21 protein-coding genes are annotated in these 22,440 nt (G+C 40.7%); 10 read left to right on the top strand and 11 right to left on the bottom strand.

Annotated features, from left to right (window positions below):
• The 3 genes from ABV001_RS15865 to ABV001_RS15855 all read right to left on the bottom strand — a co-directional run bounded on the left by ABV001_RS15865 (position 1) and on the right by ABV001_RS15855 (position 2,218).
• Positions 1–696 (bottom strand): DNA alkylation repair protein, encoded by a 696-nt coding sequence (locus tag ABV001_RS15865; RefSeq protein ID WP_352423719.1) that lies wholly within the window; start codon positions 694–696, stop codon positions 1–3.
• Between the two features lie 41 nt (positions 697–737).
• Positions 738–1,676, bottom strand: coding sequence for a helix-turn-helix transcriptional regulator (locus ABV001_RS15860; RefSeq protein ID WP_352423718.1), 939 nt, complete (start codon positions 1,674–1,676; stop codon positions 738–740).
• Between the two features lie 125 nt (positions 1,677–1,801).
• Entirely contained in the window at positions 1,802–2,218 is a 417-nt protein-coding gene (locus ABV001_RS15855; RefSeq protein ID WP_352423717.1) for a VOC family protein, read from the bottom strand.
• Positions 2,219–2,487: 269 nt separating this feature from the next.
• Here ABV001_RS15855 and ABV001_RS15850 point away from each other — a divergent pair, with 269 nt between their 5' ends.
• Genes ABV001_RS15850 through ABV001_RS15840 form a run of 3 tightly spaced genes read left to right on the top strand, consistent with a single transcriptional unit; the run spans position 2,488 to position 4,458 of the window.
• Entirely contained in the window at positions 2,488–2,682 is a 195-nt protein-coding gene (locus tag ABV001_RS15850) for a helix-turn-helix domain-containing protein (RefSeq protein ID WP_352423716.1), read from the top strand.
• Positions 2,683–2,692: 10 nt separating this feature from the next.
• A complete protein-coding gene (locus tag ABV001_RS15845) occupies positions 2,693–2,911 on the top strand; it encodes a HipA N-terminal domain-containing protein (protein ID WP_352423715.1) in 219 nt (72 codons plus the stop codon).
• Positions 2,908–4,458 carry a right-handed parallel beta-helix repeat-containing protein gene (locus tag ABV001_RS15840; RefSeq protein WP_352423714.1) on the top strand — a complete coding sequence of 517 codons (1,551 nt, stop codon included), beginning with the start codon at positions 2,908–2,910 and terminating at the stop codon, positions 4,456–4,458. The genes ABV001_RS15845 and ABV001_RS15840 overlap by 4 nt, the downstream gene beginning before the upstream one ends.
• A gap of 75 nt (positions 4,459–4,533) precedes the next feature.
• On the opposite strand, the gene ABV001_RS15835 is transcribed toward ABV001_RS15840, so the two are convergent.
• The gene (locus tag ABV001_RS15835) at positions 4,534–5,382 is read right to left on the bottom strand and encodes a helix-turn-helix domain-containing protein (protein WP_352423713.1); all 849 of its coding nucleotides are present in this window, start codon (positions 5,380–5,382) and stop codon (positions 4,534–4,536) included.
• Positions 5,383–5,493: 111 nt separating this feature from the next.
• On the opposite strand from ABV001_RS15835, the gene def reads away from it, so the two are divergent.
• A complete protein-coding gene (gene def, locus ABV001_RS15830; RefSeq protein WP_352423712.1) occupies positions 5,494–6,060 on the top strand; it encodes a peptide deformylase in 567 nt (188 codons plus the stop codon).
• A gap of 64 nt (positions 6,061–6,124) precedes the next feature.
• On the opposite strand, the gene ABV001_RS15825 is transcribed toward def, so the two are convergent.
• On the bottom strand, positions 6,125–6,487 hold the full coding sequence (locus tag ABV001_RS15825) for a hypothetical protein (protein WP_352423711.1): 363 nt from the start codon (positions 6,485–6,487) through the stop codon (positions 6,125–6,127).
• A gap of 149 nt (positions 6,488–6,636) precedes the next feature.
• Here ABV001_RS15825 and ABV001_RS15820 point away from each other — a divergent pair, with 149 nt between their 5' ends.
• Genes ABV001_RS15820 through ABV001_RS15810 form a run of 3 tightly spaced genes read left to right on the top strand, consistent with a single transcriptional unit; the run spans position 6,637 to position 11,449 of the window.
• Positions 6,637–6,858, top strand: a complete 222-nt coding sequence (locus ABV001_RS15820; RefSeq protein ID WP_352423710.1) for a hypothetical protein — start codon at positions 6,637–6,639, stop codon at positions 6,856–6,858.
• A 4-nt stretch (positions 6,859–6,862) separates the two neighbouring features.
• Complete coding sequence (locus tag ABV001_RS15815; protein WP_352423709.1) at positions 6,863–9,832, top strand: SusC/RagA family TonB-linked outer membrane protein; 2,970 nt, start codon at positions 6,863–6,865, stop codon at positions 9,830–9,832.
• 15 nt (positions 9,833–9,847) lie between these two features.
• The gene (locus tag ABV001_RS15810; protein ID WP_352423708.1) at positions 9,848–11,449 is read left to right on the top strand and encodes a RagB/SusD family nutrient uptake outer membrane protein; all 1,602 of its coding nucleotides are present in this window, start codon (positions 9,848–9,850) and stop codon (positions 11,447–11,449) included.
• A 288-nt stretch (positions 11,450–11,737) separates the two neighbouring features.
• Here ABV001_RS15810 and rbp read toward each other — a convergent pair whose 3' ends face one another.
• From rbp to ABV001_RS15780, 6 genes are all read right to left on the bottom strand, one after another.
• Positions 11,738–12,037 carry an RNA-binding regulator gene (gene rbp, locus ABV001_RS15805; RefSeq protein ID WP_352423707.1) on the bottom strand — a complete coding sequence of 100 codons (300 nt, stop codon included), beginning with the start codon at positions 12,035–12,037 and terminating at the stop codon, positions 11,738–11,740.
• Between the two features lie 222 nt (positions 12,038–12,259).
• Positions 12,260–12,991 (bottom strand): lysophospholipid acyltransferase family protein, encoded by a 732-nt coding sequence (locus ABV001_RS15800; RefSeq protein WP_352423706.1) that lies wholly within the window; start codon positions 12,989–12,991, stop codon positions 12,260–12,262.
• 181 nt (positions 12,992–13,172) lie between these two features.
• A complete protein-coding gene (locus tag ABV001_RS15795; RefSeq protein ID WP_352423705.1) occupies positions 13,173–14,393 on the bottom strand; it encodes a sugar transporter in 1,221 nt (406 codons plus the stop codon).
• An 801-nt stretch (positions 14,394–15,194) separates the two neighbouring features.
• Positions 15,195–15,530, bottom strand: a complete 336-nt coding sequence (locus tag ABV001_RS15790; protein WP_323424111.1) for a hypothetical protein — start codon at positions 15,528–15,530, stop codon at positions 15,195–15,197.
• A 94-nt stretch (positions 15,531–15,624) separates the two neighbouring features.
• Complete coding sequence (locus ABV001_RS15785; protein WP_352423704.1) at positions 15,625–16,413, bottom strand: nucleotidyl transferase AbiEii/AbiGii toxin family protein; 789 nt, start codon at positions 16,411–16,413, stop codon at positions 15,625–15,627.
• Complete coding sequence (locus ABV001_RS15780; RefSeq protein ID WP_323424113.1) at positions 16,410–17,027, bottom strand: type IV toxin-antitoxin system AbiEi family antitoxin domain-containing protein; 618 nt, start codon at positions 17,025–17,027, stop codon at positions 16,410–16,412. Before ABV001_RS15780 ends, ABV001_RS15785 begins: the two co-directional genes overlap by 4 nt.
• A 1,000-nt stretch (positions 17,028–18,027) precedes the next feature.
• On the opposite strand from ABV001_RS15780, the gene ABV001_RS15775 reads away from it, so the two are divergent.
• From ABV001_RS15775 to ABV001_RS15765, 3 genes are all read left to right on the top strand, one after another.
• A complete protein-coding gene (locus tag ABV001_RS15775) occupies positions 18,028–19,350 on the top strand; it encodes an ATP-binding protein (protein WP_352423703.1) in 1,323 nt (440 codons plus the stop codon).
• A gap of 43 nt (positions 19,351–19,393) precedes the next feature.
• Positions 19,394–20,761 carry an LA2681 family HEPN domain-containing protein gene (locus ABV001_RS15770; protein WP_352423702.1) on the top strand — a complete coding sequence of 456 codons (1,368 nt, stop codon included), beginning with the start codon at positions 19,394–19,396 and terminating at the stop codon, positions 20,759–20,761.
• A gap of 108 nt (positions 20,762–20,869) precedes the next feature.
• A partial coding sequence (locus ABV001_RS15765) for a transposase (protein WP_352423701.1) occupies positions 20,870–22,440 on the top strand: 1,571 nt, incomplete at its 3' end.

Below are 22,440 nucleotides of genomic sequence, written 5' to 3'. Positions count from 1 at the left end.
TTACTTGATCTTCATTCCTTTCAACACCTCCTTGATATCAGGTGTTATCCGGTAACTTTCACAAGCCTTCTGTATGGCTTTGTTATGCACGAATTTTGAATAGATTTTTTGTTCGAGGTAGAGTAAAGTCATATCGTAGAATTTGACAAGCCCCACGCTGAGGCCCCATGCAATGGCCATATCCACATAGTATTGCCCCTGCGGTACTTCCGACAGGTGCCGCAATGTGCTGTCTATATATTCCCCGTCCATGTAATAGCACATCAGCAGGATCACAAAATAACGCTTGGTAAATTCACCTTCGTCGTTTTTTAGCCGCAGGAAATGATCAAATACCTCTTCCGGGTATTTTTTGAAAATCTTGAAAGCGGAGGTAATCGTGTCGACATGTGCCCAATTGTCAAATCGCAGGATCAACGGGTCGAGATAGCCGAATACTGTTTCCATTGGGAGTTTGGGTAAATTGCCCAGTACTAATCCATAGAGTAGCACATGTTCGTAGGTGGTGAATTCCGCATTTTTCAAATAACTTTCAATTTCCGGCTCTTTGGAAAGTTCTTTTGCCAGTTTCTTTAATGCCGGCATGCGGATGCCCCGTATTTCATAGTTGGTCGGGATCAACTTCTCATTGAAAACTTTATAATCGGTCTCAGCCAATGTCTGTAGTTGCTGGTTTATTGCTGCGTTTTGGATCATATTTGATATGTATTAATCTAAAACTACTTTGTATGTTGTGGTTATTCTGTTGAAACGTGTTGCAATATTTGTCTGACTTTTCTTTTTAATTTGTCGGGGCTGACTATTGTAGCAATATCTGCAAAAGAGAGGTACCACCGTGCAAATTTATCGAGGGAAAAAGTGAGAAAACGGAGTTCTGTTTTATCCCCTATTTCTCTTTCGGTAAGCAATCCATAATAGTATTTGTCATCATTCAGCATGGGTGCTTTATCAGTTATTATACTGATAACTACCTCTTCTAATCCCTCCGTTTTTTGCACTTTATGCAGGAACTCCTTTAAGGGAGGATGCTGTGTGGTGAATGTTATATCCGATACTTCAAGGGCTTGTATCCTCTTCACTTTAAATATGCGGTACTGCTTTTTTATCTGGCAATAAGCGATCAAGTACCAATTTGTTTTTGAGAAGAATATACCGACAGACTCTATAGTCCGTTCCGAAACCTCTTTCTTATAGTCTGAAAAATAGGATATGTGTACTACTCTCTTTTTGTGGATACTTTCCATTAGGAGTTGGATCATATTTAAGGAATGTGCCATTTCCGGCTTATGTGTCCTCAACACTCCCATGTTGTTTTCCATGTCCTCCAGGCTATTTTTATCAGCGAAACGCATAACGGCACGTATTTTATCCATTCCTGCCCTGTAATGTTCACTACTACCGGCGTCGGTCAGTTCATCGATCAGTTTCTCAGCCGTGAGGAATGCCAATGCCTCTGCCTGGCTGAACATAAGCGGGGGTAATCTGTATCCGTCTACCAAAGAGTAACCGATCCCCGGATTTCCAATAATGGGAATACCGGCTTCTTCCAAAGCCTGGATATCCCGGTAAACCGTCCGCAAGCTGATATCGAAGCGGTCGGCAATCTGTCGCGCTTTTACCAGGGAACGCGACTGCAATTGCACAAGAATAGCGGATAAGCGGTCTATGCGGTTCATAAAGGGTGATCGATAAGTCGCAAATATAGGGAAATTTTCCGGGGTGTACCCCCATATCATGAAAATGCACAATGATAATTGACAGGAATCGGTGCAAAACCTGTCAATTATCGGAAGAACGGAGGTTATCCTTCCCAATTTTCGTCGGTCATCATGATCAACCAGCGGATGCCGAATCGGTCGATGACTTCTCCTATGGCTTCTGAAAAGAACGTCCTTTCTAATGGAGACACTATAGTCCCTTTTTCAGACAGGACATCGAAAACATGTTGTAACTCTTTCATATCCCTGAGTTCCAAAACCAGTTTACTGCTTCCTGTAGATGTCGGAACTCCGGTGTCGGCATCTTCTCCCTGTAAGCTGAAATGCGGTGTATTCATTACGATATGAGAGATCTTATGTTTCTCCTCATCGGTTGCCTGTATCGTTTTATCTTCTCCCTTGCGGAACAGGAATACTATCTCGCCATTCATTAACGCTTTGTAGGTGTTAAACGCTTCTTCGCAGTTTCCACCAAAAACCAAATGTACATGTAGATTCATACAATAATTTTTTTAGATAAATAATTTACTACCTGTACAAAGGTAATGGGCGCTTATGACACCCCTATGTCAACAAGTTTTTTAATTGCACCAATAAGTAAAATTGGGCTATAATGCGATTTCTTTAAAGAGAAGGAAATGAGAGGGATCAGAAAAGTGCAAAGTAACTATATAGGGTGAATTTTCTTGTTTATCTCAAATAATTAGTCTAATTTTGCTTCAATTCACTGTATATGGTGAATTGTAGAATCGATTGATATGACTTGATTATGAATTTGACGGAAATAGGACAACTGGTTCGCGGGAGGCGTAAGGAGTTGGGGATTGATCAGTCTACTCTGGCGGCTTTGGCCGGGGTAGGGATCAATGCCCTGGGGCGTTTGGAACGGGGTACAGGGAATCCCCGGTTTGATGTGTTGTACAATGTCGTAAAGACATTAGGCCTTGATATTGTCGTAAGATAGTGATGGTATTATGAGTAGAGCCGTAAAAGTGTATATAAAGGGAAAGTATGCCGGCGTTCTGGAAGAAAAGGACCGGAATCATTATTCTTTCCGTTATGATGATGCTTATTATAATGATCCGGATACCCCCCCTGTTTCGTTGACGATGCCCAAAAGCCAACAGGAATATTCTTCTGCTTTTCTTTTTTGTCCTTCCCTTTTAATGGAAATAAATAAAATATCAGCATGAAACATATCAGGCTTTTCTTTATCTTTTTAGCGATTATAGGTGGCGTGAGCGGGTTGGCTGCACAGGACTTTATTTCGAGAGGATGGGTACAGTATAGTGATTTTGGTGCCGCGGGTGATGGAAAAACCGATGATGTGGATGCCATTGCGGCGACACACGCATTCGCCAATGAACATGGTCTGACGGTTAAAGCCGGTGAGGGTGCTGCTTATTATATTGGAGGAAAAAGTGTGACGGTTGATGTACAGACTGATACCGATTTTGGAAATGCTGCCTTTATCATTGACGATGCCGACGTGGAAGACAGGAATACACCTGTTTTCTCCATTCATTCAAGCCAGGAACCATTTACGCTTGACAATATCCATACGTTGAAAAAGGGGCAGGAAAAGATAGCCGTTTCACTGCCTCTCTCTTGTATTGTGACCGTTACTGATTCCAATGTCAAGCGTTATATCCGTTATGGCCCCAATCAAAATAACGGATCTCCGCAAACAGATATATTTATTGTGGACAAGGACGGTAATGTGGATAAAAATACACCCATCATCTGGGATTTCGACCAGATCACAGAGATCAGTTGTCTGCCGATGGATGACAAGGTTCTTACCATTTCCGGGGGCCGTTTTACCACTATTGCAAACAGTGATGAGTCGAATTACAGATATTACAGTCGCGGGATAACGATCAAGCGGTCGAATGTCATTGTCGATGGACTGGAGCACCATGTTACCGGTGAAGGGGAGACAGGAGCGCCTTATACCGGTTTTATCTCTATTACCAACTGCGCCAACGTGATCGTCAGGAATACCATTTTCACCGGTCATAAGACGTATCAAACCATTGGAGCGGCAGGTGTTCCGGTCTCCATGGGAAGCTATGATATCAATGTCAACCGGGCATCGAACATTACCTTCGAGAACTGTAGCCAGACCAACGATATTCACGACCGTACCTATTGGGGGATTCTGGGATCCAATTACTGTAAGAACCTCGTATATGACAACTGCATCTTTTCCCGTTTCGATGCCCACATGGGAGTGGCAAATGCCACGATCCGTAACTCCACGCTGGGGCACCAGGGGATAAATGCTATCGGCAGTGGCGTTTTTACAATCGAAAATTCCACTATACAGAGTGGCAGTCTTGTCAATTTACGTTCCGATTACGGGAGCACCTGGCAGGGTGAATTTATCATCAAGGATTGTATTTTTGTGCCAACCGGTGTGGAAAGAGGCAATATAGCCCTGATAGGGGGATCCAATTCCGGCCAGCACGATTTTGGATACACATGTTATATGCCTGAGCGGATCACGATCGAGAACTTGAAGATTATTGACGCCGACCATCCCGGGGATTATAATGGGGCAGCTGTTTTTTCAAATTTCAACCGACAAATGACCGATGATACCTATGTCGAGAAATTTCCATATATTACCACCAAAGAAGTCATCCTCAAGGATATCAAGACCGAAAGTGGAAAACCATTAAGAACCAGTGACAATATGTATATGTTTAGGAACGTGGTGATGCGATATAAGGAATAAATAACTTTGAATAATACTCCGGGGTGTTTGGAATGGAAACTCTTAATTACGGTATTCGTCGGGGGTAATGAGTGGTTACCGGTTCATCCCGACCGGGTTTAAAGCCTTGATATATTGTAAGGGCGAGACACCGGCATACGACCTGAAGTCTTTAAAAAAATGACTCTGATCATAATATCCGTTCTGAACAGCGATCGACAGGAAGTCTTTCTCTATATCTTCCGTCATTTCCAGATAGGTATGGGCAAATCGTTGTAAGTTGGCATATTCCTTGGGGGTTAGTCCTATGCAACTCGAAAATTTACGTTCAAGCCATTTGTAATTTGCCCCGATTTTATGGCTGACATCCTTGATGGATGTTCTTCCTTTTTGTGCCTTGATAAAATTGATGGCTTCACTCAAAAGGGGAGCGGAAGAATGACGATATTCCAGACTCCCAATGTAAGCTTCTACCGTATTAATTTTGTCACTTATATCCGTTGTCCCGAATACTGATAAGGCCAATTGATTCCCTTTTGTTTTGAGTATTTCGTTAATCGTTCCGATGCATTGCTGCTTGAATATCCTGGTATCAATTTCAAAGAGGGTATAGAAACTGGTCGGATTAAAACGGATAATGAATAAATAGTCTGTATTGAAAAGATGTTCGATATAAGTATTTTTTGTAATGCCCCCGCTCACCCATCCACCTTTTATCTCTATCGTTTTTTTATTTACGGATAACATTGCCATACTTTCAGGAGATGACATACATACCATGGCCGGCATCCCATCATTGAAAAGGAGTTCATTGGATGTAATATCACAGCTCATCACATAAAAACAATCAATAAGGCCAATAAGGGGTTCCGACGGCATAATCTTTTTGAGGTTATTCGTAACAGCCGTTTCTTTAATGATATGTTGTAACAGTCTTATGGGCATATGTCCACAAAGGTATATAAATCTCAGGAAACTAATCCTGAATGTCGAAAAAATACAAAGACGGAGGGTATAGGTACCGTATCTTTGTGGGAAAAATATAAATTTAAAGTAATGATATTGCCAATTGTTTGTTACGGGAATAATATATTAAGGAGGCATTGTGACACTGTTTCTCCGGATGACCCGACGATCATGAATTTAATTAAGGATATGTGGGAAACGTTGAATGCCGCAGACGGGTGTGGTTTGGCTGCACCGCAGGTCAACCGGTCCTTGAAGCTATTTGTTGTGAATAGCCGTGATACCTATTTGAATATGGGTAACCAGGCGCGACAGTTGTATTTTGAAGGAGATACCGGAATAGAAGAAACATTTATCAATGCGGAAATCATTGAATATGGAGACGAGGAGGTTGCGGATGATGAAGGCTGTTTAAGTATGCCCGATCTTTCGGAGACGGTAAACAGATCGTGGAGAATTACGGTAAAGTACCATGACAGGCAATTTCGGGAACAGATACGTACATTCTCCGGTTATACTCCCCGTGTCATCCAGCATGAATATGACCATACTCTGGGAATATTGTATATCGACCGGCTAAGTGCTTTAAGGAAGCAGTTGTTACGAAATAGACTGAAAAAGATGCAAAAAGGAATAAAGCGAGTAAAATTTCAATGATAAAGTAATAAGATAATCGGGTTATCGTTGTCCTTTGAAGCTGTCTTATTGCAACCCTCAATAATTATTTTTCCTCTTTTAGTTTTATGATCTTGCGGAGTTTTTCTATTTCTATTCGCAATGATCTGTTCTCCTCCAGTACTTCAAGATATTTGTTTTTATACTTGACAGCATCTTCTTCCACAACGTCGATGCTTTGTTCGGCAGGATCTGAGGAAGAAGATATCATTTCTCCTTTTCCCGTAATAAGCCAATATAAATTTAATTGAGGATATTCGTTAGTGACATGCCTTAGTTTATCGGCTGATATGTTTTTTGTGTTATTAATATAGCCATTTGACCACCCTACTTTAGATTCAAAATTATTTTGTCCGATATTAAGATGCTGCAAAAATAATTTAATTCTGTCTTTTACAGTTGTTTCCATAGCTTATTATTTAGAATAATTATAAATTAGTATATATATTGAATATATTCGTTAATTTGTTTGTTTTTATAGAGTATGCTCGTTAATTTTGCATCTTAAACTTAACAGAGAATAATACATTGCAACAAAATTAGGCATTCTGCAAAGATATGAATAAACAGGTAAATACCATAAAGCCCGTCACTAAAATATCGATACCTGCCACGTTGATGGCAATCAAGGTTGGCGAAACTGTGGTAATACCTTTTAAAATTATTAAAGCAAGTTCCCTTCGGGCTGCGGCATCCCGTCTGGAGCGGGCAGACAAAGCTCAATTCTCTGTAACTGAACAAGGTTTTATTGATGGAACACAAGTAACCAGGTTAAAATAATAGTATGAGAAAATTCAATGTTTTTATTATCTTTTTCGTTTTTTGTTCATTACTGTTGAGCGAAAAAACAAAAGGGGCCGAAAGAGGACTGATCACTCTTCTTCCTTCTGAAATCAATATGGATCAGCAACAAAAAAGGGTGTATGGCAGGGTAACTGATCAGCAAGGAGAGATACTGCCTTTTGTGACTGTTCTCGTCAAAGGTACCAACATTGGGACTGTCACTGATGAAAATGGTATTTATGAGATCAATGTAACCGGTGATGTCTCGCTTATTTTTAGTTATATGGGGTTCAGGGACTATGAAGAGTCAACAGAAGGTAAATCCAGAATCGATGTTATTTTGCTGGAAGAAAATGTAAAGTTGGATGAAGTAGTTGTGACCGGGTATAACTTAGTCGAAAGAAAACACCTTGCATCTTCTATTGAATCAGTGGATATGGAGAGGGTGGTGACCCGCCCCATAATAAAACTGGAAGAAGCTTTTGCAGGTACTGTGCCGGGAGTAACCATGCTGCAGGGCAGTAATCTTCCGGGTTCTGTTCCCGGCAGTATTTCTATCAGGGGAATCAGTACGCTTCAAAACGCGGCGCCGTTGGTGATTATCGATGGTATGGAACAGCCGTTGACCGATGTGGATCCTAATCAGATCAAGAGTATCAACATTCTGAAAGATGCAGCTGCTGCTTCCATGTATGGATCTAGAGGGGCGAACGGAGTTATTATTATTGAAACAAACAGGGGAACTACCGGGCAGTTCAGGGTGAATGTGAATTCATGGTTTGCCGTGCAGGATCCTCTTAACCTTCCTGAATTCGTTAACTCTTCTGACTTTATGCGATTGAGGAATGAGGCCCACACCATACAGGGTCAACCGCTGCTGTATACCGATGAAGATATCAGATTAGCCGAAGAGGGTGTAACGCTCAACACGGACTGGGTTAAAAAGATCATGGAAAGAACGTCTACTTCTTACAATACGACAGCCAGTATCTCCGGAGGAGGAGGTGTCGGTACGTTTAACCTTATGCTGGGTTACATTGAAGAAAACGGACTCAATAAAATAGAAGGGTCGAATAAATTCAGCGCCCGTTTTAATACCAACATCAATATTGCCGACCGGTTCATTCTGTTGGCAGACTTTTATGCACATCGCCTGAAAGTGGACAGGCTTCGAAGGAATAACGACGGGCATGGTTTATATCAGATTGCATGGAGAATGAATCCCACCCAGGGAGTGTACTATGAAGATACGGACATTCCTAACCATTATATGTTGCACAATGATATGAATCCGGTGGCTTTTATCAATGAAGGGGGAACCTGGAACTACATGTATGACAAAAGTACGATCAATCTGAGACCTCGATATTACATTACGGATGATCTGAATTTTGAAGGGACCGTATCTTATATGATCGATAAATCCGCCAGTAAATGGAGAAGGCTTACTTATAAATTTTTTGACGGTGATGGGAAGCCTGTGACAACATGGGGAAATGATATTGGCTCCACGCAGGATGTGAGCCAGAGCCAATTGACCGGAAGGGCCTTGTTGAATTTTGAGAAAGAATTACGGGGAAGTAATGATAAACTCTATGCCGTGGGGGGATCGGAGATAATGTCCTATATTTTTACCGATTACAGGGAAATAACTAAAGCCTCTTTCTTTGCCAAAGTGAATTATTCCTTTGCAGACAGGTATCTTCTTGAAGCAACTGTCAGAACTGATGGCAGCAGTAAGTTTGCTCCCGGTAATCAATGGGGATTTTTTCCTTCCGGTTCGTTCGGCTGGAATGTCCATAATGAAGGTTTTATGCGTTCGGCCAGAGAATCAGGAGCTATCTCCAATCTCAAGTTGAGGGCTTCGTGGGGAAAAATAGGAAATGAAAATGTAAACCCATATCTATGGCAGGAGGTGGTCAATACATGGGGTTGGACAATGCGTGTGCCGAATCCTGATTTCACCTGGGAGAAACAAAAACAGTGGAACTTGGGAATTGATCTGGGGGTGTTAAAAAACCGGCTTATGATCACGGCCGATATTTACAATAAGCATTCATATGATTTGATCTATTCGGACTTTCCTGTTCCACCGTTGACCGGATCTTACTATTTGACTTCATCCGTAAATATAGGTGAGGTGGAAAACAAGGGTTGGGAAGTTTCAGCCAAATGGAGCGATCAAATCAATGATTTCTCGTACAGTATAGGCGGTATGATCTTCGATAATAAAAATAAGGTACTAAAGGCGGGATACAATACCACAGATACTTTGATATTTAAAGGGACTAACGAGCGGATCTGGTGCCGCGGTATCCCAATCGATAATTATTACGGATTTGTAACCGACGGATATTTTCAGAATCAGGCAGAGATTGATGCTACCGATGCAAAATTTCCTAACACACTTCCCGGTGACATCAGATATGTAGATCAAAACGGAGATGGAATATTGAATGATGAAGACAGGGTCTTTTTGGGCGATCCCGCCCCTCACTTTAATTACTCGATAACATTCGACCTACGTTATAAACAATGGGATCTCAGTTTTCTCGGCCAGGGAGTAGGCAAAAGGGTCGGAAGACTCGGCGGACAGGAAGGATATCCCGTATATGTGGATGGGGGTAGCAATAATCTGGGTGCTCCCCGTCAATACTATGCGGATAACCGATGGACTCCGGAAACGCCGAATAGCCGTTTTCCCCGGGTGTGGACCGGATCAAGCACGAATACTTACTTGAGCGATGTATGGCTGAGCGATGCTTCTTATTTCCGTGTCAAATCGCTTCAGTTGGGTTATACGATACCTAAAGTGGGAAATAATATAAGAAATCTTCGTATTTATTTCAATGCGCAGGATTTCCTTACGCTGACCGATTGGGAAGGCCTTGAACCGGAGCGGGACGGGGGGAATGGAGCATATCCCAGAATGGCATCTTACAGTATCGGTTTTCAGGTAACATTATTTTAATATTAAAACTATACAATGATGAAAAAAATTATATATCTGATTTTGGGATTATCCATAATAAGCGGTTGTGACGACTTTTTGGATAAGCGGGATCCTACCGCCACATCCTTTGTCGAATTTTTCAACGACGAGGAAGATTTAAGAAGAGTGGTTTACAGCAGTTATCTGGATGTATTCACAAATCCCACCGCAAGAGGAATTATCTTTTATATGGATGAAGGAAAGTCGGATAATGCTTACAGTCGTCTCGAAGGAGATTATCATCAAAATATTGCCAACGGAAACTTTAACAGTAACACGTATGCTTTCCTATATTATTATGAACTTTACACGAAACATATGGGACGCCTGAATACGTTTATTGCAAATACGGATGTTCCTTATGTGGAAGATGAAAATGTAAGGAGGAAATACAAAGGCATCCTGGAAGCATTAAGGGTATGGCACTATTTCAGGCTTACTATGAGATGGGCGAATGTCCCTTTTCTGTTGGAGCCGGCAGATTTGGAGACGGCACGTCAACCCGCCACTCCCAAAGAAGAAATATTGGATACTTTGTTTCCGTTGGCGGAAGAAATCGCTGCGTTGTTGCCTCCCGATGAATATACATCTGACAAGTACATGTTCAACCGGTATTCATTTAAAGCACTTACCATGCGCTATGCTTTGTACAACGGAAAATATGAACTGGCGGCAAGATTGGCCAAAGAGATAATCGATAGCGGGAAATATTCTTTATATCCGGTTTATGGCGACCTGTTCAACTATAATGCGGCCTCCACAAATAAAGAGTTTATCATGTGGTTCGATATGTCCAGTCATGCTAACAGTGCCACCCAATCGTTTCAGCATCTGGGACCTCATTACAGGACAGGACCGGGACAATCCTATTGTGTACCCACAAAAGCATTGGTAGATGCCTACTGGACTAAACAGGGAAGAATGATAGATGATTGTCCGTTGCATACAAAAGAAGAATATGAGTTGAATCCTTCTTTGAATAGGGATCCACGTTATAGTGCCTCTATTATGGGGCAAGGAGATATTTTCTATGGTGAAGAGATCGATATCTATAATGAAAATTCGCCTATGTTTTATCAGAATTTGAGAGCCAGCAGGACAGGTTACTGGTTTAAAAAATTTGTAGACGAAACGGATGCATTCAAAACCGGAGGTAATATGGATTTTCCATTATTGCGCTATGCCGAAGTACTATTGACATATGCCGAAGCAAAAATCATGCTCAATCAGGTAGATGACTTAACTAAAAAATGTATTAACGATATTCGTAGGAGAGCAGGGCTTGATATGGTTTATGCAGATGTAACGCTTCCGGAATACAATTCGTATACCCAACAACAGTGGATCGAGTTGATCCGGAATGAAAGAAGGTTGGAGCTTGTCGCTGAAGGCCAACGATATGATGATATCATTCGTTGGCGGATAGCCGAAAATGTACTCAATAGCCCGGCGGAAGGACATACTAGAATAGTAAACGGACATAGGGAGACCTTGAAAGTAGAAGACCGTTCGTTTAAATCTCATAATTACTTATGGCCGTTCCATGAGAATAGCTTGAAAGTAGAGCCGGGACTTGTTCAAAATACTGGATATTAATTTCTTACCTTACGAACCTTCAACTATTTTTAGCAATGTTTTTACTTCCAGATTGAATGTACCATCATAATTTTGTTAATTTTATGGTATATCGTATCATGAGTTTTTTTACTCAAAGGCAAATATACGATACCTCATGTCAAAATTTACATAACACTGGTTATATGGGTAATCGGATGATGGTGAAATATGCGAAGCCTGAAGGCGACAATATGGAGAATCTCTTTCAAAAAAAACGGGCAAGATAAGAAAGCTTATCCCTGCCCGTTTTACATATTTATCTTTTGGTTAATAACGATTCCTGTTATATCCGCCGCGGTTGTTGTAGCCCCTGTTACTTCTTTCAGGTTTAGGACGAGCCACGTTCACGACAATTGTTTTTCCTTCAAAATCCGTGTCATTTAATTTCGAAATGGCGTTTTGCCCTTCCGAATCATCAGACATTTCGATAAAGCCGAAACCGCGGGATTTTCCGGTTTCCCTGTCCGTAATAACTTTAGCGGATGTTACTTCACCATACGCTGCAAATAATTCCTGTAAACTCTCGCTTGTTGTGCTTGAGTTTAGATTTGATACATAAATGTTCATTTTTTTAAAATTAATTATTACTGATTGCCGGTCGTTCTTATTGGTACAATATAAACTCCTTTTTCAGACTGTAAAAGTACGAAATAAAATTTACTGTTTATCAGATTGTTAAAGTTATTATTCAATAAATATTTATAATGTATGATTCCCGTTAATACAAAGCCTTGGCATCAGAGGTGTTTTTTGGAATGATAAATAATCGACAAGCTTAATTGTATCATATCAATGTAAAGCTTGTATTATTACCTGCTCTGTTTTTTCAAAAAGTTGAGGGAATGGAGTATCGTTTACGGGGATAAGGTCATGAATGGTAAGCTCGATCTTATTGCCGATACCTAAAGGGAAAGAGCCCCACTTGGTCATTTTCCATGTGTTGTTGATCGTAATGGGGACAATGTAAGCGGAAGGGGCGTACTTGCAGAGGATTTTCAGTCCGTTCTCGGCAAAGCGCCGTGGCTTGCCTGTCTTGCTCCGTGTCCCTTCGGGGAATATTACCGCGGAGCGTCTGTGGATTTCTATATACTCGGACAAATGACGGATTGCGGATATGGCTTGTTTCCCGTCTTTTCGGTCGATTAATACCGATCCTCCATGCCTCAGATTGTAAGATATGCTGGGAATTCCTCTTCCTAATTCAATCTTACTGACATATTTAGGGTGAATTTTTCGTAAAAACCAGCCGATCGTGGTGATGTCATACCAGCTCTGGTGGTTGGCAGCGATGATCAGCGGTATGTTTGCAGGAAGTTTCTCTCTTCCTGTAATCTTATATCTTGTACCCAGCACATAGGTATTCAGCACAAGGAAGAAACAGAGTGCATCTACACTCTTTTTGTGCGCATTATATCCAAACAGGTTGAAACATATCCATTGAATCACGTGAAAGATCACCAACGTAGTCCCAAATAAGAGATAATAAATGATGGAAAGAGGATATGCTATTAACTTCTGCATAATGATTTTGTCTTATTTGAATAATCTGTTTTCATATTTCTGACCTGGCCATCCACACAGAAAAGAAATACCTGACAAAGATAGTCTTTCTGTTGTTTTGGTTGGGTTGAATTGACGATTTTATTTTGGAGGGATGTGTTATCAATCCGGAAATCCCTGGATATATGGGACGTTCCAGTTGTTATATTCTTCCCTGTAAATGGCGTTTCATTACAAAGAAATAAAAAGATACGGCTAATATGCCTATAATGCACCCTGCCATACCTGTGAACTGTGTGCCTGCATGGGTGCTTACAGTACCGCCAGTAAGTGCACCGCTGCCTATGCCGACATTATATATGCCTGAGTAAATAGACATTGCCACGGCGGTGGCATCGGGTGCGATTTTGATCACGGCATCCTGAAATACCAGGTTAAAGATCATAATGGAGATACCCCAGAATGTAAATAACAAAAATACAGTAAAGGTGTTGATCGCTAACGGATATATAAGTAAAAGCGATATGGTTATACAAATTACGCTTCCACCCATAAGAGATAGCGATCGCTTTTCGTTGTAACGGGAGAATAAAAAACTTCCGCCAATCCCGGCAATACCAAAAATAAGCAGTCCTACTGTAGCCGTATTTTCACTGAGTCCGGCTATATTGATCATAAAAGGTTCAATATAGGTATATCCTGTAAAATGAGCCGCGATCATGAGTGCGGTCAGTATGTATATACCCGTCAGGGCCGGGCGTTTGACTAATTGGGGTAAACTTTTGAATGATCCCGAATTATTGCTTTTTAAAACCGGCAATACGAATACCAGAAGAATAAGTACCAGGGAAGCAGCTACACCAATGAATAAAAAAGTTGTCCTCCATCCCATATACAGCCCCACCGTCCGCCCGAAAGGGAGCCCGAGGACGGTCGCCAGCGAACCGCCGGTGGCAAGGATACCCAGCCCGGTTGAACGATATCCTTCCGGTGCCATTTGTACAGCGGTAGGAGCAGCGACAGACCAGAAGATAGCGTGGGCACAAGCTATCATAATACGTGAAACAAGCAGTGATGTATAATTATAGGATTGCCACGAAATGAGATGACTTATAATGAAGAATAACAGTAGGGCAGTCATCAGCTTACGGCGTTCTACCCCCGCAAAAATAAGTATCAACGGCAAAGAGGCCAATGCCACCACCCATGCATAAATGGTAATCAGGAGCCCGGCTTTGGCATCGGTGATAGAAAGGCTTTTTGCGATGTCGCTTAAAAGGGCTATCGGAGCAAATTCGGTAGTATTGAATACGAATGCCGCAATGGCAATACCAATGCAGGGTAGCCACTCTTTAAAGGTCGGACGCCCCGTCCTTGTTATGATATGATTGTGAGAACCTGGAAAGCTTGTTTTGTTATCCACCGAAGCTGAAATTTTTCGGCTGCAAAATTATAGAATATATGCTCATGTAGAACTGATATATATCAGAAAAATTATTAAACACTGAAGGATATTTCCGTGTAAAATAGAAATCATATTTATGATATGCAAATACTCATCGGTACCACAGGTAACTAAAAGCTTGTTTATCAATATGTTTTTCATACGTCTAATCGTTGTTTTAACTCGTTTATTGCTAAATTAAATTCCCGTTTGTTTCCGATTCTGATAGCATCAACCAAAGCCCGTAACTCATGCAATTTATTGTCTTTCAAACAAGCTTTGGGAACATTAGGATGTAAAGGTTCTATAGCAAATCCTCTCCCACAACATATTTTTTCCTTTTTTCAATTGATATACATTTCATTCATGTAGGCGGAAGATGGGGCAACACTTTTTAGAAATTTACTCTTTCGGAACGAAAGGAAGAAATTTCTAAAAACCGCTTGCGGCTCGGTATTGGCGTTCAAACGGTATCAATATCGGTTTAACTCCCGGTTTAACTTTTACATAGAAAAGCACCAAAAAACTGAAAATTCAGGCGAAAGATTTATATAGGCTATATAAAAAGAAAAACACCTGAATATCTGATATTCAAGTGTTTGTTCTGTGGTGCCACCCAAAAGTGAACGCTACATGATTCACTATTGATAATCACCGATTTATCTTTTCTTCAACCGGAAAACCTTCACGATTTGGCACACGATTGTTTTTCATCGTTTTGCCCGTCGTTTAGCACGATTGTTTTTGCAAAAATAAGAAAAAATATTGAGTTAGTCAATATTAATCATCCAGATTTACTCTATTGTTTTCAAGGCATTCATAAAACTTCTCCCTTACGTATTCCATCGTATCATAATCGGGAACAATCTCTTTGTACTCATCAAATGATTTGAAGCGCACTTTTTGACCATTTTCATATTTAAGGAAATTTCTTAGAAATTGACTGAAATCATATAGGGCAATGCTGTAATTCTCCACATTCAGCATCTTTTTCAATCTATTTTCCGCATCCAAATCTTCCAGATTAAACATTAGGGTTGCTTGTTGATTTGATAGTCGGGACGACACCACCTCATCAATTATCTTACTTATATCTGCTTTTAGTTTATTATCCATACTGAAATTCTTTAGTTTGTTATGTGTTGGCATTTCATTTTGCTTCATCTCTATTCCGAAACCGTCAGTTCCGAAATGCACATTTCGCATCGAATTATTCTGTAAGCGAATCTATAAATTCCCCAAACCTCAAAATCTTCTCGCTATTCGCTTTATTGAAAAGAAGGTGTTCAAAGTCCTTCTGCTTCTTTTTCAAATCAACCGTTTTCAGCAGTTCGGTTGTCACCCGCTTGAATTCTTCCAAGTTATGCACTCCGTAACGTTTTAAAAGAAAATTGTAATCCGGTTTAGACTGTGCCAATAAAAACATCAAGTCGTAAAAATCACGTCCTTTCCCACGGGCTAACATGGCAGCAATCTTCATGCTACACAATACACCATCGGAAGGAACGGGAAACGGAAAAAAGAATCCGCAGCCTTTGATATTTGTGATAACCGGAGGATAAACGATTCCTTGGTCTTGGCTCTCGACCTTTATCAAGAAACGTTCTTCCTTATGTCCGCTTAATCCCAAATCGAATAACAGTTCCGGGAAATGGATATTGCGCCGGAAAGCTGTTAATTTTGGATTTTCTTTATCCTTCGCTTCCACTCGTAATCCCGAACGTTCCAAAAATTGAACTACGCCGTTTGTCATTTCAATAAACTCGTCTTTCGACAGGTCTTTGCAGTCAAAATCTAAATCTTCGGAAAACCGGTCTATCCCTTTTACCAAACGCAGATTTGTTCCACCGATGAAAACCATCTTTTGGATATTTGGGGTAGAAGAAAGATAATCCAGAACCATCAACTGTAAATACTCTTTCAGTATGTGTTTATCAAAACCCGAAATTCCACGGATTTGTGCCGGAAAATAATTTCTTATCTGTTCAATCTGTATCATAAATCGTAAGTCTTTAAGAGCAGTTTTGCCCGATGGTCAAGTGCCTTGCTTTGAAACTTGGCACAGTAATCCATCAGTAAATCCTTGTTCAAATCATCGTGCAGGTAATCTTCATCCAAACGCAATTCTTCCAATTCTTGTTCGCTATCGTAGAATGGATAAAGATATAGCAAATCAAGCAATGCTTTTTCGGGTGTGGCAAACTGTATGGTGCGGTGATCTGCCATTGGCTTTAAGTCATACCCGAATAGTAGGTTTTCCTTGACATTCTTATAAGAGTATTCGCCGAAATCATTGGCGAATGATGCCGTTTTTAGAGATGTCACACTGGTAATCTGAACCACCGCTTCCGGTATCATTCCATAGAACGACAATGCCGTGTGCAGGCTGATATAGGACGGACGATAAATCCGGTTGGCAAAATAAAGGGAATAATCCGGCTTGTTCTTATAATCCGAAAAAGCAAAATACCCCTGTCGTAGCCGAATAAGATATCCCTTCTTTACCCAGCGGGTAAGGTTATTCCGGTCAAAATCCGGCTGCCATGCATATATCTGATAGATATTGAAGCATGCCAAATCGAACATTTTATCCTTAAATTCTAGAAAAGTCATTCTTTTATTTTGTTTCTATTATGATGCAAATATAGTGCATCTTGGAAACAAAACAAAATATAGGAATGAGTTTGATATCATTAGAATGTTTTTCATTCTGTTATTACGGCAACGGTTGTGGCGGTTATAGAATGAAAATATTTGATATGCAGTAAGTTGCCATTATAATTAAGATAGTCGTTTAGCATAGTGAAAGATATTTTTTATTTCAAATGAAAGAAATTTCTTATCACTGGTTAACATTTGCTTTCATATTGATTTTTCTTTAAATATTACCGTAAGGTTACAAAATTATATTTACATTTGCAATGTAAATATTTGATATATAGGTTAATAGATTATTTCAAATGTTTTACCATTGTTTTACCCAAGACAAATAAAAAACGATGTAATTTGTTTAATTACAACGTTTTATGAGGTTTTATCAAGTGGTGCCACCAAGAAGAGAACCTAAATTGTATCTCTACTGATAGTCAATCTTTTATCATATTTCAAAATTGGAATCCCACACGATTTAGCACACGATTATTTTTCATCGTTCTGCTCGCTATTAGCAGGGTTGCTTTTGCAAAGTTACAAAAAAGTGTGGGAATTGCATGTGTTTTGTCTGTTTTATCTTGACTGTTTTGTACGCAAGACAATAATAGGATGTTTTTGTTTTGTCGACAAAACAAAAATGATATGTTCTTATTCTATGAATAAAACAAATTTCCTGTTATCTCTGTAACTGTAACGAAGGTAACAGGGATAAAGCAAGATGGTTTTTTCTCATAAATATTTTGCTAAGATGTACAGATTGTGTCCATTATTGCAAATTATTTATTGCGTTTTTGTTTCTATAATTCAGCAAAAATACTGAACTATAGAAATATAATGAGCGTGAGCGAAGGATAAAACGAACTTATTCTATCAGTTAATTCGCAATTTGCATACATATCCAAACTTTTTCTTAACTTTGTAACCTCCGTAACTATTACGGATATAACAAAGTGAAAAGGATATGAAGTTTTATAATCGGTCAAGTGAATTAGCTGAATTACAACGGATACAGGATTTATCGTTTAACGACCACTCTCGGTTGACTGTTGTAACAGGTAGAAGGCGTATCGGAAAAACAAGCCTTATAATGAAATCGGTTGAAGGTTTGCCAACTGTTTATTTATTTGTTGGTCGCAAAGCCGAAGCAACACTTTGTTCTGAGTTCATTCCGGTTATTGCCCAATCACTTGACGCATTTGTTCCGACGGAAATACGCACATTCCGCTCTTTATTCCAATATTTAATGGAGTTGGCATCAAACAAGGCGTTCAATCTTGTTATAGATGAATTTCAAGAGTTTTATAACATCAATGAGTCGGTGTATAGCGATATGCAGAATATATGGGATACCTATCGGAAGAAATCTAAAATGAATCTTATTGTTTCCGGCTCTATCTATTCGTTGATGCAGAAAATATTCCAGAACAAGAAAGAACCGTTATTTGGTAGGGCTGACAATATCATCAAACTTTCTGCATTTGATTTAGCCACGCTAAAAGAAATTATGCATGATTACAAACCGAAATATACGAATGATGATTTGCTGGCTCTTTATTCTTTCACGGGTGGAGTTCCCAAATATGTAGAACTATTCTGTGATAACAAAATGTTGACTGTGGACGAAATGATTTCATTCATGGTTCGGGAGAACTCCCCTTTTACGGATGAAGGAAAAAATCTGCTAATAGAAGAATTTGGGAAAAACTACGCCACTTATTTTTCTATTTTAAGTGCTATTTCAGGCGGTATCAATACACAACCTGAAATAGAATCAGCATTGGGAGATAAGAGCATTGGAGGTCAAATCAAACGGCTGATTGAAGATTATAACATCATTATCCGCCAACGTCCAATACTAGCAAAGGAAGGAAGCCAAGCTGTCCGGTACGAAATACAGGATAACTTCATCCGTTTTTGGTTCAACTATTTTGATCGTCATCGTTCACTGATAGAGATTAAAAACTTTGTAGGATTACAGTCTATTATAAAAGCGGATTATCCTACCTATTCAGGTATAATGTTAGAACGGTATTTCAAACAGCAATTCGCCGAAAGTTTTCAATACCGTGCTATCGGTTCTTGGTGGGAACTTAAAGGCAATCAAAATGAAATTGATATTGTTGCCCTGAAATTGGAGAAAAATCAAGCGGTAGTTGCCGAAGTGAAACGACAAAAGAAAAATTTCAAACCGGAGTTATTGGCAGCGAAGGTGGAGCATCTTAAAAATAAGATACTCCCAAAGTATCAGATTGAGACAGTTTGTTTGTCGTTAGAGGATATGTAGGTGCTCTAAAATAATTAATATGAAACAATAGGACGATAGAAGAATGAACATAAACTTAGCTAATATAAACTCTCATTCCCCTAATGAGATACTGAATAACTTTGCCATCATTTTTGAAAATTCCAGAGATATTGCTGACCTCGTTTCTCTGCGAAATGGACTGAATCTAACTTCAAGTGTAGACTTAAACCGTTTCAATGATGAAGAGAAAAGCAGATTTCACTATTTTGTAGCAAATGGTTGGAGTTATATATTACAGATAAAATATCCAAATTCTTACGAAGTTCCTGTTAGTTCCAAAGAATTTGAGCAACAAGTATATCATTTACGATATGCATTACAGTTTACTAACGAGGAAAACAATAGTAACATTTGTCAAATCCTTACTAATCTTGGATGTGCTTTTGATCATATTGGGCGTTTCTCGGAAGCACAAGATTATTTCAATAAAGCACTTTCAATCAACCCTAGCTTTGGCATGGCATTAGGGAATAAAGGTTTGGGATTATATCGCTATGCAAGAGAGGTTTTTGATGGAGTACATCAATTTATTTTTTTGCAATATGCACGAAAATATCTAATCGAAGCATGTGAAAAAGAGGATGTCTATGATGAAGCTCGTTCCTCTTTTAGCAATTTGGCTGAACATATTGCCACAGGATACTCTTTAAAGGATTTGAATGACTTCAAACAATATGATGATTTTTTAAAAGGACTATCAACGGATGAAATCGATTATCGTCAATGGTGTATTGATAATGTATTATTCTTAAATCCATTAAACGATGTTTTGGTGCAAAGTGTTGTTGCACATGATATTCTACATACGCCAACGATGGTTCTGAAGAGGGAAGAAAAACCGATATACCAATCAATGTATAATCAAATGAAGCAAGAATTCGTTTCTGCAAGATTTTTTTTCTATGAAGGTGTAAATACTGATGAGCCTCATTATTCCGACAAGGATGTTACTCTTTATACTACTTTGGATTGTCCAGTCTATGCTATTTCTATTGAAAAAGTAAAAATTGCTTTTCGCATTTGCTATTCTATATTTGACAAGATCGCCTACCTTCTGAATATCTATTTGAAGTTAGGCATTGATAAAAATCGTGTTTCTTTTAGGAATATATGGCATAAGAAAGGCAATAGAAATAATCCAATAAATGAAGAAATGTTTGCTTCCAATAATTTGGCTCTACAGGGTTTATTTTGGTTAAGCAAAGATTTGGATGAAGGAGCAGACTCGCCTATAGAACCGGAAGCGAAAGAAATAGCGACAATGAGAAATTTTATGGAGCATAAATCATTTAAAATCGTAGAAGCAAAAAATATTTGTTGGGATGAGTCTCCTGAGACATATGAAATAGAAAGACTTGATTTTTATGATAAATCATTGAGTCCACTTTAAAAAGTCGCGGACAGATTATTTACTAAAAATATCACGAGCGGGGTTCAAAAACCCATTGCTATCAGGAAAAAAAATCGTATCTTGTAGGGAAAATAAGCGCAACCGATTATGTTCAGAAAGACCGATAATACACCCCAGTTGGACATGTTTGAGAACGTGGCGAACCACCTGTCTAAACGTGGAGCTAAAAAGTATGACGACCCGAACGGTTGGCATAACCAGTTCTACAAGCTGGTCACCTCGAAGATAGACGAAGAGGTCTTCTCGCCCCTGTTCACCTCGGGCAGTGGCCGCACCGGCGCCCCCAACGCGTCTGTGCGTCAACTGGTGGCCCTTTCCATCCTCAAGGAGGGATTCGGTTGCAGCGACGAGGACCTGTTCGAGAAATGCGAGTTCGACCTTCTCACGCGCAAGGCCCTGGGGTTGGTGCAGCTCGGGGACAAGGTCGTCTCACTTGACACCTGGTACCTTTTCCGCCGGCGTATCTGCCAACACGAGGAACTTCACGGTGTGAACCTGATGGAGCTTTGCTTCCACCAGGTGACAGGTGAACAGGCCGGGGAGTTCAACATATCTGGCAAGAGCATCCGCATGGACAGCAAGCTGATCGGCAGCAATATCGCCCACTACTCCCGCTACGAGTTGATACACAATACATTCTGCCGGGAGATACAATCGGCGGGGATGCTTTCACGGCTGAACCCGAGCTTGCGCAGGCGGGTGGAGAGCTTCCTGGACGAAGATGCCCAAAAGACTGTTTACCGTTTAAGCGGCGAGCAAATCGGTGAGCGCATCACCCTGCTCGGGCAGGTTATTTACGAGGTGCTTGTCCGCGTCAAGGCGGGTGAGGGAAGCCTCCTGTGGCACGTGTTCCACGAGCAGTATAGCGTGGACAGGGGCAAAGCCGCCGCCCGGGAGAAGGGAGAAATTACCGCTTCGAGCCTGCAGAACCACAACGACCCCGAGGCCCACTACCGTCAGAAGGGGGATCAGAAGGTCAAGGGCTACAGCACGAACATCACCGAAACGATCGACGGTGAAACCGGGAAGCCCGGCCTGATCGTCGACGTGCAGGTGAAGCCCGCCACGGCAGCGGACAACGGTTTCGTGCAGGATGCCGTCAAGGCCGCCGGGGAGGTCACCGGGGACACCGTCGAAACGGTGATCACCGACGGGGCATACCAGGGACCCGACAACCGGGAATTCGCCGAAGAGAATAACATCGAGTTGATCACAAGCGGGTTGCAGGGTACACCCTCCCGTTTTGAACTGATACCCGACGGGGACAGCCTCACGGTGATTGACAACATGACCGGAGAGGTAATCCCGGCGGTCAGGACAAAAGACAAGTGGAGGATATCCCATCCCGACCCCAGGGCAAAGAGCAAATACCGCTACTTTACCCCCGGGCAGGTGGAAATATCCCTGCTGCGCAGGGAACTGCGGGACATCCCGCCCGAAAAGACCAACATGCGCAACAATGTCGAGGCCACCATCTTCCAGTACTGCTTCCACCTTCGCAACAACAAGACCCGTTACAGGGGATTGATCAAGCAGAAACTGTTCTCATACGCCAGGTGCATGTGGATAAACTGCCGGAGGCTGGAGATTTTCCTGATAACAGCAAGTCAAAGAACCATTGACGGCATTTTTGCCGCCTTCAAGCGGTTGTTCAACGG

It is taken from the genome of Proteiniphilum sp., assembly GCF_040307845.1.
Lineage (GTDB): Bacteria > Bacteroidota > Bacteroidia > Bacteroidales > Dysgonomonadaceae > Proteiniphilum.
This window is presented reverse-complemented; position numbering and strand designations above follow the sequence as displayed.